The sequence below is a fragment of the Micromonospora wenchangensis genome (genome assembly GCF_002210435.1).
GTDB classification, from domain to species: domain Bacteria; phylum Actinomycetota; class Actinomycetes; order Mycobacteriales; family Micromonosporaceae; genus Micromonospora; species Micromonospora wenchangensis.
Genome location: NZ_MZMV01000040.1, coordinates 1 through 14,156 on the forward strand (window position 1 = coordinate 1; position 14,156 = coordinate 14,156).

At 74.9% G+C, this 14,156-nt stretch carries 15 protein-coding genes and 1 pseudogene; 9 read left to right on the forward strand and 7 right to left on the reverse strand.

The genetic code is table 11. The features are described 5' to 3' along the window. Positions 1 to 493 (reverse strand): annotated as a pseudogene (locus B5D80_RS21725) (alpha/beta hydrolase); the annotation flags it as partial. Next, entirely contained in the window at positions 490 to 789 is a 300-nt protein-coding gene (locus B5D80_RS21730) for a hypothetical protein (protein ID WP_088645766.1), read from the reverse strand. The gene B5D80_RS21730 and the pseudogene B5D80_RS21725, both read right to left, overlap by 4 nt. Before the next feature lie 253 nt (positions 790 to 1,042). Between B5D80_RS21730 and B5D80_RS21735 the strand changes: the two genes are divergently transcribed. From B5D80_RS21735 to ung, 5 genes are all read left to right on the forward strand, one after another. Next, positions 1,043 to 2,512 carry an NAD(P)H-hydrate dehydratase gene (locus tag B5D80_RS21735; RefSeq protein WP_088645767.1) on the forward strand — a complete coding sequence of 490 codons (1,470 nt, stop codon included), beginning with the start codon at positions 1,043 to 1,045 and terminating at the stop codon, positions 2,510 to 2,512. Positions 2,513 to 2,571: 59 nt separating this feature from the next. Next, positions 2,572 to 3,690 carry an alanine racemase gene (gene alr, locus B5D80_RS21740; protein WP_088645768.1) on the forward strand — a complete coding sequence of 373 codons (1,119 nt, stop codon included), beginning with the start codon at positions 2,572 to 2,574 and terminating at the stop codon, positions 3,688 to 3,690. Between the two features lie 5 nt (positions 3,691 to 3,695). Beyond that, the gene (locus B5D80_RS21745; RefSeq protein WP_088645812.1) at positions 3,696 to 4,784 is read left to right on the forward strand and encodes an alpha/beta fold hydrolase; all 1,089 of its coding nucleotides are present in this window, start codon (positions 3,696 to 3,698) and stop codon (positions 4,782 to 4,784) included. Further along, positions 4,781 to 5,263: a tRNA (adenosine(37)-N6)-threonylcarbamoyltransferase complex ATPase subunit type 1 TsaE gene (tsaE, locus tag B5D80_RS21750; RefSeq protein ID WP_088645769.1), complete on the forward strand. Its 483-nt coding sequence runs from the start codon at positions 4,781 to 4,783 to the stop codon at positions 5,261 to 5,263. Before B5D80_RS21745 ends, tsaE begins: the two co-directional genes overlap by 4 nt. Positions 5,264 to 5,335: 72 nt before the next feature. Then, a complete protein-coding gene (gene ung / locus B5D80_RS21755; RefSeq protein WP_088645770.1) occupies positions 5,336 to 6,037 on the forward strand; it encodes a uracil-DNA glycosylase in 702 nt (233 codons plus the stop codon). 52 nt (positions 6,038 to 6,089) lie between these two features. On the opposite strand, the gene B5D80_RS21760 is transcribed toward ung, so the two are convergent. After that, positions 6,090 to 6,830 (reverse strand): helix-turn-helix domain-containing protein, encoded by a 741-nt coding sequence (locus B5D80_RS21760; protein ID WP_088645771.1) that lies wholly within the window; start codon positions 6,828 to 6,830, stop codon positions 6,090 to 6,092. Between the two features lie 451 nt (positions 6,831 to 7,281). Between B5D80_RS21760 and tsaB the strand changes: the two genes are divergently transcribed. Genes tsaB through B5D80_RS21780 form a run of 4 tightly spaced genes read left to right on the forward strand, consistent with a single transcriptional unit; the run spans position 7,282 to position 9,758 of the window. Then, positions 7,282 to 7,977 (forward strand): tRNA (adenosine(37)-N6)-threonylcarbamoyltransferase complex dimerization subunit type 1 TsaB, encoded by a 696-nt coding sequence (gene tsaB, locus B5D80_RS21765; RefSeq protein WP_088645772.1) that lies wholly within the window; start codon positions 7,282 to 7,284, stop codon positions 7,975 to 7,977. 2 nt (positions 7,978 to 7,979) lie between these two features. Continuing rightward, the gene (gene rimI / locus B5D80_RS21770; RefSeq protein WP_088645813.1) at positions 7,980 to 8,450 is read left to right on the forward strand and encodes a ribosomal protein S18-alanine N-acetyltransferase; all 471 of its coding nucleotides are present in this window, start codon (positions 7,980 to 7,982) and stop codon (positions 8,448 to 8,450) included. After that, positions 8,443 to 9,489 carry a tRNA (adenosine(37)-N6)-threonylcarbamoyltransferase complex transferase subunit TsaD gene (gene tsaD / locus B5D80_RS21775; RefSeq protein WP_088645773.1) on the forward strand — a complete coding sequence of 349 codons (1,047 nt, stop codon included), beginning with the start codon at positions 8,443 to 8,445 and terminating at the stop codon, positions 9,487 to 9,489. The genes rimI and tsaD overlap by 8 nt, the downstream gene beginning before the upstream one ends. A 14-nt stretch (positions 9,490 to 9,503) precedes the next feature. Further along, complete coding sequence (locus B5D80_RS21780; protein ID WP_088645774.1) at positions 9,504 to 9,758, forward strand: hypothetical protein; 255 nt, start codon at positions 9,504 to 9,506, stop codon at positions 9,756 to 9,758. A 102-nt stretch (positions 9,759 to 9,860) separates the two neighbouring features. On the opposite strand, the gene B5D80_RS21785 is transcribed toward B5D80_RS21780, so the two are convergent. From B5D80_RS21785 to B5D80_RS21800, 4 genes are all read right to left on the reverse strand, one after another. After that, positions 9,861 to 10,598, reverse strand: a complete 738-nt coding sequence (locus B5D80_RS21785; protein WP_088645775.1) for a DUF4142 domain-containing protein — start codon at positions 10,596 to 10,598, stop codon at positions 9,861 to 9,863. Between the two features lie 140 nt (positions 10,599 to 10,738). Beyond that, the gene (locus B5D80_RS21790) at positions 10,739 to 11,920 is read right to left on the reverse strand and encodes an ROK family protein (RefSeq protein ID WP_088645814.1); all 1,182 of its coding nucleotides are present in this window, start codon (positions 11,918 to 11,920) and stop codon (positions 10,739 to 10,741) included. A gap of 40 nt (positions 11,921 to 11,960) precedes the next feature. Further along, positions 11,961 to 13,220 carry a sugar ABC transporter permease gene (locus B5D80_RS21795; RefSeq protein ID WP_088645776.1) on the reverse strand — a complete coding sequence of 420 codons (1,260 nt, stop codon included), beginning with the start codon at positions 13,218 to 13,220 and terminating at the stop codon, positions 11,961 to 11,963. Beyond that, positions 13,217 to 14,041, reverse strand: a complete 825-nt coding sequence (locus B5D80_RS21800; RefSeq protein ID WP_088645777.1) for an ATP-binding cassette domain-containing protein — start codon at positions 14,039 to 14,041, stop codon at positions 13,217 to 13,219. Before B5D80_RS21800 ends, B5D80_RS21795 begins: the two co-directional genes overlap by 4 nt. Positions 14,042 to 14,156 lie beyond the last annotated feature (115 nt).

The following is a 14,156-nucleotide window of genomic DNA, read 5'->3' on the forward strand; positions in this document are numbered from 1 at the left end:
CGCCGCCGGTCACGCCCGGGCCGGCGCGGGGGTCGGGGGCGGGACCGGGGGAGTGGGCCGCGCCGGCACCGCCAGCCGGGGCGGGGCGGGCACCCATCCCGGCCGGCAGCACACCCGACTCGGGGCCGCGCCAGGTCGGGGGGACCGCCCGCAGGCCGCCGCGCCGGTCGACCGCTACGCCGCTACGGTCGGCCAGCGCCACCGCCTCGGCCAGCCGGGCCTTGGCCACCCGCAGCCGGCCGGCGAACTCGGCGAGCACCTGATCGGTCTCGACCAGCGCCGGCAGGATGGTGCCCAGCTGCGCGCGCAGCCCGTCGAGCCGACTGCCGGCCCTGGTGGCCGCCCCGCCCGACCAGCCCGTCCGCAGCGTCGCGGCCCGCTCGGCCAGCCCGGACCGCCGTCGGGTGATCGGCGCGTCCAGCCCGCGCCAGGCCACCCCCGCGGCCACCCAGTCGCCGGGGGAGGCCGCCCAGAGCTGGGCGTACCCGATCATCGGGGTCGACCGGCCAGCCGCCCGGCGGCCCGGTCGTCGGCCGCCGCGTACGCCTCGGCGGCGTCGCGCAGCGCGGTACCGGTCTCGGCGACCCGTACCCCGAGCACCCCGTGCCAGGCGTGCACCGCCGACTCCAGCCCGGCCAGGGCGGCCCCGGCCCGCCAACCCGGCGCGGACGGCACCAGCCCGGGGTGACCCGCCAGCCCCCGGGCCAGCGCGTACGCCTCGTCGGTCAGCCCACCGGCCGCCGCCCGCAGCACCGGCAGGTCCACCCGCACCGGCTCGTCCGTCGTCATCGTCCGCCTCCCCGCCCCTCGCCCGGCCCGCCGCCGTGACCGTGCCGCCGACGCTAGGTGGCGGGGCGGCCGGCCGGCGGGCCCTGTGGACGACGGGCGGCGGTCGTACCCCCGGGTTGTCCACAGGTCTTGCCGGCCGTGACGCCGGTGGCTAATCTGCCGCCTCCACCGCCGGTAGGGTGATCCCGACCACGGCGGACGCGCCCGGCCGGGACGGGCGGGACGGCCGCCCGGCGGCGAAGACGGGGGTGGCATGAGATCGGTGTGGCGGGTGTCGGACGTACGCGCGGCGGAGGCCGGCCTGATGGCCACCGTGCCCCCCGGGACGCTCATGCAGCGGGCGGCGGCCGGGCTGGCCCGGCGGTGCGCCCTGCTGCTCGCCGACCGGGGCGGGGTGTACGGCGCACGGGTGCTCCTGCTGGTCGGCAGCGGCGACAACGGCGGCGACGCGTTGTACGCCGGTGAGCGGCTGGCCCGCCGGGGCGCCCAGGTCGCCGTGCTGCCGACCGCCCCCGGGCGGGCGCACGCCGACGGACTGGCGGCGCTGCGGGCCGCCGGGGGACGACTGGTCGACGCCCCGCCCGCCACGGTCGACCTGGTGCTCGACGGGATCGTCGGGATCGGCGGCACCGGCGGGCTGCGGGACGCCGCCGACGAACTCGTCGCCGGCCTGCCCGAATTGCGGGGCCGCGACGGTGGCCGGGCCACCGTCGTCGCGGTGGACGTGCCCAGCGGGGTGGCGGTGGACACCGGGGACGTGCCGACGGACGGGACGGGCCGGCCCCGCGCCGTACGTGCCGACGTGACGGTCGCGTTCGGCGCGCTCAAGCCGGCCCTGGTGGTCGGCCCGGCTGCCCCGCTCGCCGGGCAGGTCGAGCTGGTCGACATCGGGCTCGGGCCGTGGCTGCGCGGCACCCCCGCGCTGCACGTCACGCAGTGGTCGGACGTGCGCGACTGGTGGCCCCGCACCGGCGCGTCCTCGGAGAAGTACCGCCGGGGCGTGGTCGGGGTGGCCACCGGGTCGCGGACCTACCCGGGGGCGGCGGTGCTCTCGGTGGGTGGCGCGCTGGCCGGCCCCACCGGGCTGGTCCGGTACGCCGGTGGTGCCCGGGACGAGGTGGTCCGGCAGCACCCGTCGGTGATCGCCACCGACCGGGTCGCCGGGGCCGGCCGGGTGCAGGCCTGGGTCTGCGGCTCCGGCCTGGGCACCGACGAGCAGGCCGGCGCGGAGCTGCGCGCGGTGCTGGCCGCGCCGGTGCCCGTGGTGCTCGACGCGGACGCGTTGACCCTGCTGGTGGACGGCTCGCTCGCCGGTCGGCTGCGGGACCGGGACGCCCCGATCGTGGTCACCCCGCACGACCGGGAGTTCACCCGGCTGTGCGGCGAGGAGCCGGGGGCCGACCGGGTCGCCGCCGCGCTGCGGCTGGCCGCCTGGATGAACGCGACGGTGCTGCTCAAGGGGGACCGCACGGTGGTCGGCACGCCTGACGGCCGGGCGTACGTCAACCCGACCGGGAGTCCCGCGCTGGCCACCGGGGGCACCGGGGACGTGCTGGCCGGGCTGCTCGGTTCGCTGCTCGCCGCCGGGCTGGCCCCGGAGCGGGCGGCGGTCGGGGCGGCGTACCTGCACGGGCTGGCCGGGCGGGAGGCGACCCGGGGCGGCCCGGTGACCGCGCCGGACGTGGTCACCGCGCTGCGTACGGTGGCGGCCCCGCTGCTCTGACCGGCGGCCGGGTCGGCGTCCACCGACCCGGTGATCACCGACGCCAGTAGGCTGGGCGTATGTGGCAGGCCGAGGTACGTGTCGATCTGGACGCGATCCGTCAGAACGTGGCCCGGCTCCGGTCGGGCACCGGCGCCGAGTTGATGGCGGTGGTGAAGGGCGACGGGTACGGCCACGGCATGGTCCCGTCGGCGCGGGCCGCACTCGACGCGGGGGCGGACTGGCTGGGGGTGTGCACCCTGGACGAGGCGTTGACGCTGCGCCGGGCCGGGATCACCGTGCCGGTGCTGGCGTGGCTGCTCGACCCGGGGCTGCCCCTGCACGAGGGGGTGGCCGCCGGGGTGGACCTGGCCGCCGCGAGCCTGTCCCAGCTCGACGAGATGGTCGCGGCGGGGCGGGCCGCCGACCGGCCGGCCCGGCTGCACCTCAAGATCGACACCGGGCTGTCCCGGGGCGGCGCGACCGTCGCCGACTGGCCGACCCTGCTGGAGGCCGCCGCGAAGGCCCAGGCCGACGGCCTCGTCGAGGTGGTCGGCGTGTGGAGCCACTTCGTGTACGCGGACTCGCCCGGCCACCCCACCACCGACCGGCAGTTGGCGGTCTTCCACGAGGGGCTGGCCATGGTCGAGCGGGCCGGGCTGCGCCCGCGCTACCGGCACCTGGCCAACTCGGCGGCCACCCTGACCCGCCCCGACACCCACTTCGACCTGGTCCGGCCCGGGATCGCCGTCTACGGGCTGTCGCCGATCGCCGGGCAGCAGTTCGGGCTGCGCCGGGCGATGACCGCGCGGGCCCGGGTGATGCTCACCAAGCGGGTCCCCGCCGGCACCGGCGTGTCGTACGGCCACACGTACACCACCGCCGAGGAGGCGAACCTGGCCGTGGTGCCGCTCGGCTACGCCGACGGGGTGCCCCGGCACGCCTCCAACGTGGGGCCGGTGCAGCTCGGCGGGAAGCGGCGGACCATCTCCGGCCGGGTCTGCATGGACCAGTTCGTGCTCGACTGCGGCGCGGACGAGGTGGCCGCCGGTGACGTGGCGACCCTGTTCGGCAGCGGCGACGACGGTATGCCCACCGCCGACGACTGGGCCGAGGCGGTCGGCACGATCAACTACGAGATCGTCACCCGGTTCGGCGGGGTCCGGGTGCCCCGGGTCTACGACGGGGAGCGCCCGTGAGCGCGGTGAACCGGTTCCGGGTGCCCCGGCCGAGGACCGCCGCGGGGCGGGTCGCCGGCGTGGTCGGAGCCGCGGTGGGGGTGGCCGCCGCCGGGCTGGCCGCCGGGGTGGCCACCGAACGCGCCCTGGTCCGCCGGCTCAAGGCCGACCCCGCCGACCCGTACGCCGGGGAGGACTTCGGCACGCAGCGGTACGACGAGGCGTACCGGCTGGAGTTGCCGGACGGCACCGACATCCACGTCGAGGTGGTCGAGCCGACCCGGCCGGTGCCGGGGCGTCCGACGGTGGTGCTGGTGCACGGCTTCTGCCTGGACATGGGGACGTTCCACTTCCAGCGCAAGCTGCTCGCCGAACGCGGCGACCACCGGATCGTCGCGTACGACCAGCCGGGGCACGGCCGGTCGGGGCGGTTGGAGACCGGCGAGTACGACCTCGCCGCGCTCGGGCACACCCTGCGCCGGGTGATCGACGCGACCGCCCCGGAGGGGCCGTTGGTGCTGGTCGGGCACTCGATGGGCGGGATGACCATCATGGCGTTCGCCGAGGCGTACCCGGAGTTGTTCGGTGACCGGGTGGTCGGCACGGTGCTGATGGCCACGTCGGGCGGGTTGCTGGCCGAGACGAAGCTGGTCGCGCCGGCCCTGCTCGGCCGGGTCGGCTCGCCGGTGCTGTTCATGATGAGCAACGCCACCCGGTACGGCGGGCTCGTGATCGACCGGGCCCGCAGGTCCACGTCCAACGTGGCCTGGCTGCTGACCCGCCGCTACGGCTTCGGCACCCCGAAACCGAGCCCGGCCCTGGTGTCGTACGTGGAGCGGATGAACTCCCGCACGTCTGCCGACACGGTGACCCGCTACCTGCGGACCCTGGCCACCCACTCCCGGTTCCCGGCGCTGGCCGCGTTGAGCGGCACCCCGGTGCTGGTGGTGGTGGGCGACAAGGACATGATCACGCCGGTGGTCCACTCGGACGAGATCGTCCGCCGGCTGCCGCACGCCGAGTACCTCAAGATCCAGGACAGTGGGCACGTGGTGATGCTGGAACACGCCGACGAGGTCAACGCCGCGCTGGAACGCTTCCTGGAGGCGTTGTGAGCGTGCGCGTCACGTTGCCCACGGTCGAGGACACGCACGCCTTCGGCCGCCGGCTCGCCGGCGTGCTGCGCGCCGGCGACCTGCTGCTGCTCACCGGCCCGCTGGGGGCCGGCAAGACCGCGCTCACCCGGGGCCTCGGTGCCGGTCTGGGGGTACGCGGCGACGTCACCTCGCCGACCTTCGTGATCGCCCGGGTGCACCGGCCCGACCCGGCGCGCGGCGGCACGGTGGCCCTGGTGCACGCCGACGCGTACCGGCTGGGTGACGCCGCCGACCCACGCGCCGAGATCGACGACCTGGACCTGGACGCCTCGGTGGACGCCTCGGTGACCGTGGTCGAGTGGGGCGAGGGACTGGTCGAGCAGCTCGTCGACACCCACCTGCGGGTACGCATCGACCGGCGCGACGACGACACCCGGGTGGTCGAGTTGGAGCCGGTGGGCGGGGACTGGGCGGACCGCCTGACCGCGCTGGGCTGACCCGGCCCCGGGGGCGCGGGGTGTCGTACCCGCTGCCTAGAGTGCCGGGGACTTCGTTGCGAAAGGTTGCCGATGCCCGACGACACCCCCACCCTCGACCTGCTGGCGCTGTTGCCGCAGGCGTGGCGTGCCGTGCTCACCCCGCACCTGGACCCGGCCCGGACGGCGGCGCTTGCCGACTTCGTCGCCCGCGAGTACGCCACCCAGACCGTCTTCCCGCCGCAGGAGGATCTCTTCTCCGCCTACCGGCTGTGCGGCCCGGAGCAGTGCCGGGTGCTGATCCTCGGCCAGGACCCGTACCACAAGGCGGGGCAGGCGCACGGGCTGAGCTTCAGCGTGCGTGAGGGGGTGTCCGTGCCGCCGTCGCTGCGCAACGTCTTCAAGGAGCTGAGCGAGGATCTCGGGGTGCCCAAGCCGCGCAGCGGCAACCTGGACGGGTGGGCGGCGCAGGGTGTGCTGCTGCTCAACGCGGTGCTCACGGTCCGGCAGGCCAGCCCCGGTTCGCACGGCAACAAGGGGTGGGAGGAGTTCACCGACGCGACCATCCGCGCCCTGGACGCCCGGGACGAGCCGGTGGTGTTCCTGCTCTGGGGCGGCTACGCCCGCAAGAAGGCGGCCCTGGTCACCAACCCCCGGCACGTGGTGCTGGAGGCCGGCCACCCGAGCCCGATGAACCCGCGTGGCTTCCTGGGCAGCCGCCCGTTCAGCGCCACCAACAAGGCCCTCGCCGACGCCGGCCTGCCCCCGATCGACTGGGAGCGCTCGGCCGGCTGACCCTGGCGGACACCGCCGCGCACCGCCGGGTGACGGCGGCGGTGCGCGGCGTTCACCGCCCGGTCCGAGCGGTCGGGCCGCCGTCCGGGGTGCGGCCGTCGGCGGCGCGTTGCCGGTGCCGGCGCAGCAGGGCGGCCGCCCGCGGGTCGGTCAGCTCCACGGCGACCAGCGGGACCACCCGGTAGCTGCGCTCCCCGTGCCGCACCTCGATCGCCGCCGGGAACTCGTCGCACATCTGCGCGCGGATCTCGCCGTACCGGGTCGTCCAGCGGTGCTCGCCGGGTTCCTCCGGTTCCAGGTACAGGCCACCGAACTCACCCCACCTGGCATTCCAGCGCTGGCCGTAGGCGGCCGTCAGCCAGGCGGTGAACCGGGCCGAGTCGCGCCACCGGACGGCGATCTCGACCGCGTCGACGGGTACGGGCGCACCCTGCAGCAGCGCGGCGGTGCTGCCGGTCAGCAGGTGGGGCAGCGCGCCCAGCCGGTCGAGCAGCCGGTCCAGCCCCAGCTCGTCGATCCGGTCGGCGGGTGACCGCCCGGCCAGGGCGTCCATCTCGGCGTCGAGGTGGCTGTCGAGGGGCTCGGTGGTGACGGCGAGTTGCCGGCCGAGGGCGGCGAGAAGGCGCTCGACCAGGTCGAGGCTCGGCACCCGACCACCGCCCTCGACGCGGGCCACCGCGCTCTGACTCGTCCCGGCCCGGTCCGCCAGTTGCTGCTGGGTGAGCCGCTGGGCGCTGCGTTCCCGGCGCAGCAGTGCGGCGATCTCCGTGGCGAGCCGACCACTCTCAGTCATCCAGGCATGATGATGTGCCGGCGGTGAGCGGTATGCCTGGGAGTCATGTTTATGACTCCCAGGCATACCGCTCCACGTCGGATACCACTCCCCAGCCGGGCCGGCTCCCCGTGCGGCGGTCCGCCGACGAGGCCAGGAGCCAAGGATCTTCTGTCGAAGGCCAGAAACCGGGGCAGCACCGACGGCCGGAGCCCAGGGGCGGTGGCAGGGGTGAGGACGGAGTCGGGGAGAGGACAGGATGGTCGCCCGAGAGCGGGGCGTGGACCTGAGGGCGGAGCTGGGGGCTGTCCGAGGCAGCGGCGCGGGGTCGGGACCGGGGCGATTCCGAGGGCAAGGAGCGGGGCGAGCGCGCGGGCGGGGACGCGAGGACACCTGGCAGGGGCAGGGGATGCTGGCGAGGGCGGGCGGGGTGTGGCCGGGCGGTGCGGGTGGACGGCTAGGCTGGCTTACCGTGCTCGTACTGGTGGTGGACTCCTCGACCCCCGCGGTCACCGCGGCGCTGGCCGAGGTCACGGCGGACGGCGTCGCGCTGCGGGCGCACCGGTGCACGGTCGACGCCCGCGCCCACGGCGAACTGCTCGCCCCACAGGTCGAGGCGGTGCTCGCCGACGTCGACGCCCGGCCGGCCGACCTCGGTGCGATCGTCGCCGGGCTCGGCCCCGGCCCCTTCACCGGGCTGCGGGTCGGGCTGGTCACCGCTGCCACCATGGGCCAGGTGCTCGGCATCCCCACGTACGGCGTCTGCTCGCTCGACGGCATCGGCCACCCCGGCCCTACCGGCGGCACGGCGGTGGGGGAGCGGCGGGTGCTGGTCGCCGCCGACGCGCGGCGCAAGGAGGTCTACTGGGCGGTCTACGACGGCGACGGCCGGCGGATCGTCGGTCCGGAGGTGGACGCCCCGGCGGTCGCCGCCGCCCGCGCCCGGGAGCTGGCCGTCACCGAGGCGGTCGGGGACGGCGCCCACCGGTACGTCGACGTGCTCGGCCTACCGCTGCGCGCCGAACCCCGTTATCCGGACGCCGCCACGCTGGTCGCCCTGGCCGCCGCCCGGGTCCGGGCGGGTGCCCCCGGCGAGACGCTCACCCCGCTGTACCTGCGTCGGCCGGACGCGGTCGCGGCGACCAGCCGCAAGTCGGTGCTGCCGTGACGGTGCGCGTGGACCGGTTCCGCTGGTGGCACATCGCCGAGGTGCTGCCGATCGAGGCGGACCTGTTCGGCCCCGAGCAGTGGTCGCCGGCGATGTTCTGGAACGAGCTGGCGAGCGGCCACCACTACCGGGTCGCCCTGGACGGCGACGGGTCGCTGCTGGGCTACGCGGGCCTGGCCGTCGACCCGGGCGGCGAGTCGTGGGTGCAGAACATCGCGGTCCGCCGGGACGCCCAGCGGCGCGGGATCGGCCGGGCGCTGCTGGAGGACCTGCTCGCGGAGACCGCCCGGCGTGGGGTCGGCAGCGTCCTGCTGGAGGTGGCCGTCGACAACGCCCCCGCCCAGCGGCTCTACGCCCGGTACGGGTTCGAGCCGATCGGCGTACGGCGGGGCTACTACCAACCGAGCAACACCGACGCGCTGGTCATGCGGCGCGACGCGGAACCGGGCGCGGACGGGACGGACCATGGCTGACGAACCGCTGATCCTCGGGATCGAGACCTCCTGCGACGAGACCGGGGTGGGCATCGTGCGCGGGCACACCCTGCTCGCCGACGCGCTCGCCTCCAGCGTGGACGAACACGCCCGGTTCGGCGGGGTGGTGCCCGAGGTGGCCAGCCGGGCGCACCTGGAGGCCATCGTGCCGACCATGGACCGGGCGCTGCGCGCGGCGGGGGTGACCCTCGCCGACATCGACGCGATCGCGGTCACCTCCGGTCCCGGCCTGGCCGGGGCCCTGCTGGTCGGGGTGGCCGCCGCGAAGGGTTACGCGTTGGCCGCCGAGAAACCGGTGTACGGGGTGAACCACCTGGCCGCCCACGTCGCGGTGGACACCCTGGAGCACGGTCCGCTGCCCGCGCCGGCGATCGCCATGCTGGTCTCCGGTGGACACTCCTCACTGCTGCGGGTCGACGACCTGGCCCGGGGGGTGACCCCGCTGGGCGCGACCATCGACGACGCGGCCGGGGAGGCGTTCGACAAGGTGGCCCGGCTGCTCGGCCTGCCGTTCCCGGGCGGCCCGTACATCGACCGGGAGGCGCGGGCCGGTGATCCGGCGTCGATCGCCTTCCCGCGCGGCCTGACCGCCGCGAAGGATCTCGTCGCCCACCGCTACGACTTCTCCTTCTCCGGGCTGAAGACGGCGGTGGCCCGCTGGGTGGAGGGGCGGCGGCGGGCCGGTGAGCCGGTGCCGGTGGCCGACGTGGCGGCCGCCTTCCAGGAGGCGGTCTGCGACGTGCTCACCGGCAAGGCGCTGGCCGCCTGCCGGGAACACGGGATCGACACCCTGGTCATCGGCGGGGGCGTGGCGGCGAACTCGCGGCTGCGGGCGATGGCTGGGCAGCGGGCGCAGCGGTACGGCATCCGGGTCCGGACGCCCCGGCCAGGGCTGTGCACCGACAACGGGGCGATGGTCGCCGCGCTCGGGGCGCACCTGGTGGCCGCCGGGGTACGCCCGAGCCGGCTGGACCTGCCCGCCGACTCGGCGTTGCCGCTGACCACGGTCAGCGTGTGAGGGGAGGGGCCGACGTGATCGTACGGATGTGGGAGGCACGGGCGGAGTCGTACGGCTTCGCCGACCTGATCACCTGGGTGTGCGAGACGGCGCTGCCGGAGTTCGAGCACGATCCGCTGCACCTGTCCAGCGAGGTCTTCTCTTCCACCGACCACCGGGTGGTGGTCGTCTCGAAGTGGCGCAGCAGCCCCCGGTCGCTGCCCGAACCGCCCGCCACCCTGGTCGCCCGCCCCCCGCACACCTGGGATTTCACCCAGGTGGACCGCTGACCGACCCGTCCCCGGCGCGGGGACCGGAAAGCCCGACGGCCCGCCGGCGGTGGTGCCGCCTGCGGGCCGCCGGGTCAGTTGCGCCGGGTCAACTGCGCCGGGTCAACTGCGGCGCGTGATCCGCCAGGTGGCGTAGCCGCCCGCGCCGAGCGCGAGCAGGAAGACGGCCCAGACGACGGTGGTGCTGATCGCGACCGACGGGCCGGCGGCCCCGGCCTGGGCGGCGGCGACCAGCGAGTCGTTCTGCGCGGCCGGGATCGCGGCCGGCGGCATCTGCTGCCAGCGGACCAGCCCGGTGCTCTCCAGCATGGCCATGTGGTCGTTGACGAACTTGTTGGCCTCGTCGGCGAGCTTGCGGACGGTGTTGTCCCGGGTGCTGGCCCGGACCGCGCCGATCACCGGGAAGATCTTGCCGTGGGCCACCCGGAGCCGGGTGACGAAGATCTGGTCGAACTGAGCACCGGAGGCGTTCTGCATCTCGGTCAGCCACCCCTTCTGCTCGGGGGTGGGGTCGCTCGGCAGCGTCGCGCCCAGCTTGTTGGCGGCCTGCACCACCAGCTCGTCGAGGACGCCGTGCTGCCTGGCGATCTCCGCGCCGACCTCCCGCACCCGCGCGGACTGGCCCTTCTCGGCGGCCATCGTGCCGGCCGGCATCTCCCACAGGCCGGCCAACCGGACGCCGTTGAGCAGCGTCATGTCGGCGGCGTTCATCTGGTTGCCGGGTGCGGCGACGGCCATGCCGGGTAGGACGACCAGCCCGGCCAGGAGGGTGACGATCAGCACCGCCACCCGGTGGGTCCGGTGCCCTCGCCGACGACGTACGGAATCCAGCGGTGCCATGCTGCGGTGCCTCCTCGATCCGGGCCGACCTGTCGTGCCGGGCAGCGACCCGCCGGCTGCCCGTCCGTCCACTGGTACGGACCGTCGGGCCGATCAGTTCATCGGGCCGGCCAACTCGCCCGTCGGCGCAGGTCGAGGGCTCAGGCGGCGTCGAGCGGGTCGGCGAGGAGCCGTTCGAAGGCCAGTTCGGCCGCGCCGATCAGGGCCGCGTCGTCGCCGAGTTTCGGGGTACGCAGCCGGACGTGTTCCAGGCAGGCGGGCAGCCCGGTCTCGTTGAGCCGGCTGCGGACCTGGGCGGCGGCGGCCAGGTAGAGGTCCCGCATGGTGCCGCCGAAGATGACCATCTCGGGGTTGAAGATGTTGACCAGGTTCGCCACCCCGAAGCCGAGCCAGTCCCCGGCGTGCCGGACGGCGGTCTGGGCGCGGGCGTCACCCCGATCGGCGGCGTCGAACACGGCCAGCAGCGCGTCGCGGCCCCGGGCGTCGGACCGGCCGGCGGCCCGCAGCAGCCCGTACTCGCCGATCTGGGTCTCCCAGCAGCCCCGGGAACCGCACTCGCAGGGGGTGCCGTCGCGCACCACCACCATGTGTCCGACCTCGCCGCCGTACCCGCCGTGGCCGGTCAGCCGGCGGCCACCGGCGATGATGCCGGCGCCGACGCCGACGTCCCCGTACAGGTAGATGACGTTGTCGCAGCCGGCGGCGACGCCCCGGGCGTGTTCGGCGAAGGCGGCGACGTCGGCCACGTTGCCCACCGTGACGGGCAGTTCGACGCCGAGTTCGACGGCGAGGGCGGCTCCGATCGGCTCGTCCACCCAGCCGGTGGTGGGGCCGAGCCGGACCAGCCCGTCGGCCTTGCGGACCATGCCGCAGACAGCGACGCCGGCACCGACGCAGATGGACTCCGGCGGCACCCGTTCCCGCATCTGCTTGAGGGCGCCGGCCAGCATCGGGACGGTCTCCCCGGCGTCCAGGTCACGCGGCCGGTCCAGGTCCCGGCGGTCGAGCACCTCGCCGCCGAGCCCGACCCGCGCGGCCCGCAGCCGGTCCACCTCGATCGAGTACGCGTACGCGTAGACCCGGGCCGACTCGGGCCGGACGACGAGCGACGGTCGTCCGGCCCGGCCGGTCTCCTTCGGTGTCCCCTCGCTGACCAGGCCGGCCCCGGCCAGGTCGGCGGTGAGCGCGCCGATGGTGCTGCGGTTGAGCCCGAGGGCGGTGGTGAGTTCCGCGCGGGAGGTGGCGCCGTGCACGTGGACGTGCCGGAGCAGCGCCCCCAGGTTCTGCCGCCGGATCTCGTCCTGGCTCGGTCCTACCCGCATCGTCACTGGCACCCCATGTCCCGCCGCCGGAGTACGCGGGTCAGCGCGTTCCGGAGGCGGCGGCGCGGCGGCGCGACAGCGCGTCCACGCTGGCCGCGAGGAGCAGCACCACACCGGTGACGACGTACTTCACCCCGGCGCTGTACCCCATCAGGCCCATGCCGTTGTCGATGACGGCGACCACCGCGCCACCGAGCACCGCGTCGAGGACCCGGCCCTTGCCGCCGAAGAGGCTGGTTCCGCCGATCACCGCCGCGCCGACGGCGTAGAGCAGCACGTTGCTGCCGCCGGTGTTCGGGTCGACCGAGTTGGCCCGGCTGGCCGCGACGATGCCGCCGACCGCCGCCATGGACGAGCAGATCACGAAGACCGAGATCCGGATCTTGTCGACGTTGATGCCGGCCCGGCGGGCGGCCTCCTTGTTGCCGCCGACGGCGTAGACGTGCCGGCCGTAGCTGGTGCGCTGGAGCACGAAGGTCCAGACGATCAGCAGCACCGCGATGACCGGCACCACGATCGGCACGCCCTTGAGCGAGTTGATCAGGACGTTGCGGCTGCGTTCCTGGTTGAGGATGTAGACCGCGATGCCGAGGATCAGGGTCAGGCCGCCGATGCGGGCGAGCACCACCGCCATCGGGTCGGTGGTCAGGCCCCGGGACAGCCGCTTGCGGTGCCGCAGCAGTTGCACGGCGGCGTACCCGCCGATGGCGAGGGCGGCCAGTGCCCAGCCGACGGCCGGGGGCAGGTTGCGGTTGGCGATCGCCACCAGCACCTCGTCGTTGACCGAGATGTTGGCGCCGCCGCTGATCAGCATCAGCACGATGCCCTGGAAGGCGAGGAAGCCGGCCAGGGTGACCACGAACGACGGGATACCGATCTTGGCGACCAGGAAGCCGAGCACGGTGCCGATGACCACGCCGGTGAGGATCGCCGCGAGCACGGCCACGTACCAGGGGTAGCCGGCCTTGGTGGCGACGTTGGCCAGGATGGCCGCGCAGACCCCGCTGGCGAAGCCGGCGGAGAGGTCGATCTCGCCGAGCAGCAGGACGAAGACCAGTCCCATGGCGATCAGGGTGACCGCCGCGCCCTGGGTGAACAGGTTGGCGAAGTTGCCGGCGGTGAGGAACGACGGCCGCATGATCGAGAAGACCGTGCAGAGCACGATCAGCCCGAGCACGGCGGGCAGCGCGCCGATGTCGCCGCCGCGTACCCGGCCCCAGTAGCCGCGCAGGTGGCTGCCGACGGTCGGCGGCGGCGTGACCGCCGCCGGGCCTTCCTTGCGCACGGCGGTGGTGGTCATCGAACGCCTCCTGGAGTGGTGTCGGCGGGTCCCGCGCCGGTGCCGTTGCCGGCGGTGACCGGCTCGCCGGTGAGACCGAGATTGCCGGAACGGCCGGCGGTGATCAACTCGACGACCTGCGAGTGGGTGATGTCGGTGGTCTTCACCTGGGCGACCATCTGGCCAAGGTAGAGCGCGGCGATCCGGTCGGAGACCGCGAAGACGTCGTTCATGTTGTGCGAGATCAGCACCACGGCCAGCCCGTTGTCGGCCAACCGGCGGACCAGTTCGAGGACCTGGGCGGTCTGTGCCACGCCCAGCGCGGCGGTCGGCTCGTCGAGGATGACCAGCTTGCTGTTCCAGAGCACCGCCTTGGCGATGGCGACGGTCTGCCGCTGCCCGCCGGAGAGGCTGGAGACGTGCTGGCGCAGCGACTTCACCGTCCGTACGGAGAGCCCGGCGAGGGTCTCGGCCGCCATCTGTTCCATGGTCGGCTCGTCGAGCACCAGCCCGCTGTGCTTCTCCCGGCCGAGGAACATGTTCTGCACGATGTCGAGGTTGTCGCAGAGCGCGAGGTCCTGGTAGACGACCTCGATGCCGAGGGTGGCGGCGTCCCGGGGGCTGTTGATGGTCACCGGTCGGCCGTCGAAGAGAAACTCGCCGGCGTCGGCCGGGTAGATGCCGCTGATGCACTTGACCAGGGTGGACTTGCCGGCGCCGTTGTCGCCGACCAGTGCGGTCACCTCTCCGGCGTGAGCGGCGAGGGCGACGTCGCGCAGGACCTGGACGGGACCGAAGCTCTTGTCGATCCCGCGCAGTTCCAGCAGGGGGGTCGCGGACACGGGGGTCTCCTTCGGACGGAGGGAAGATCTCGGAGCCCGTCCGGCGGCGAGCGCCGCCCGGCACGAGGTTCCGTGCCGGGCGGCGTCGCGTCGACGGGGTACGACGCTCGTCGTA

Bases quoted from the DNA above. Each gene is read 5' to 3' on its own strand.
- B5D80_RS21735 (WP_088645767.1), top strand. From the start codon at position 1,043: ATGAGATCGGTGTGGCGGGTGTCGGACGTACGCGCGGCGGAGGCCGGC.
- B5D80_RS21760 (WP_088645771.1), bottom strand. From the start codon at position 6,830: ATGACTGAGAGTGGTCGGCTCGCCACGGAGATCGCCGCACTGCTGCGC.
- ung (WP_088645770.1), top strand. From the start codon at position 5,336: ATGCCCGACGACACCCCCACCCTCGACCTGCTGGCGCTGTTGCCGCAG.
- B5D80_RS21730 (WP_088645766.1), bottom strand. From the start codon at position 789: ATGACGACGGACGAGCCGGTGCGGGTGGACCTGCCGGTGCTGCGGGCG.
- B5D80_RS21790 (WP_088645814.1), bottom strand. From the start codon at position 11,920: ATGCGGGTAGGACCGAGCCAGGACGAGATCCGGCGGCAGAACCTGGGG.
- B5D80_RS21785 (WP_088645775.1), bottom strand. From the start codon at position 10,598: ATGGCACCGCTGGATTCCGTACGTCGTCGGCGAGGGCACCGGACCCAC.
- B5D80_RS21795 (WP_088645776.1), bottom strand. From the start codon at position 13,220: ATGACCACCACCGCCGTGCGCAAGGAAGGCCCGGCGGCGGTCACGCCG.
- tsaD (WP_088645773.1), top strand. From the start codon at position 8,443: ATGGCTGACGAACCGCTGATCCTCGGGATCGAGACCTCCTGCGACGAG.
- alr (WP_088645768.1), top strand. From the start codon at position 2,572: ATGTGGCAGGCCGAGGTACGTGTCGATCTGGACGCGATCCGTCAGAAC.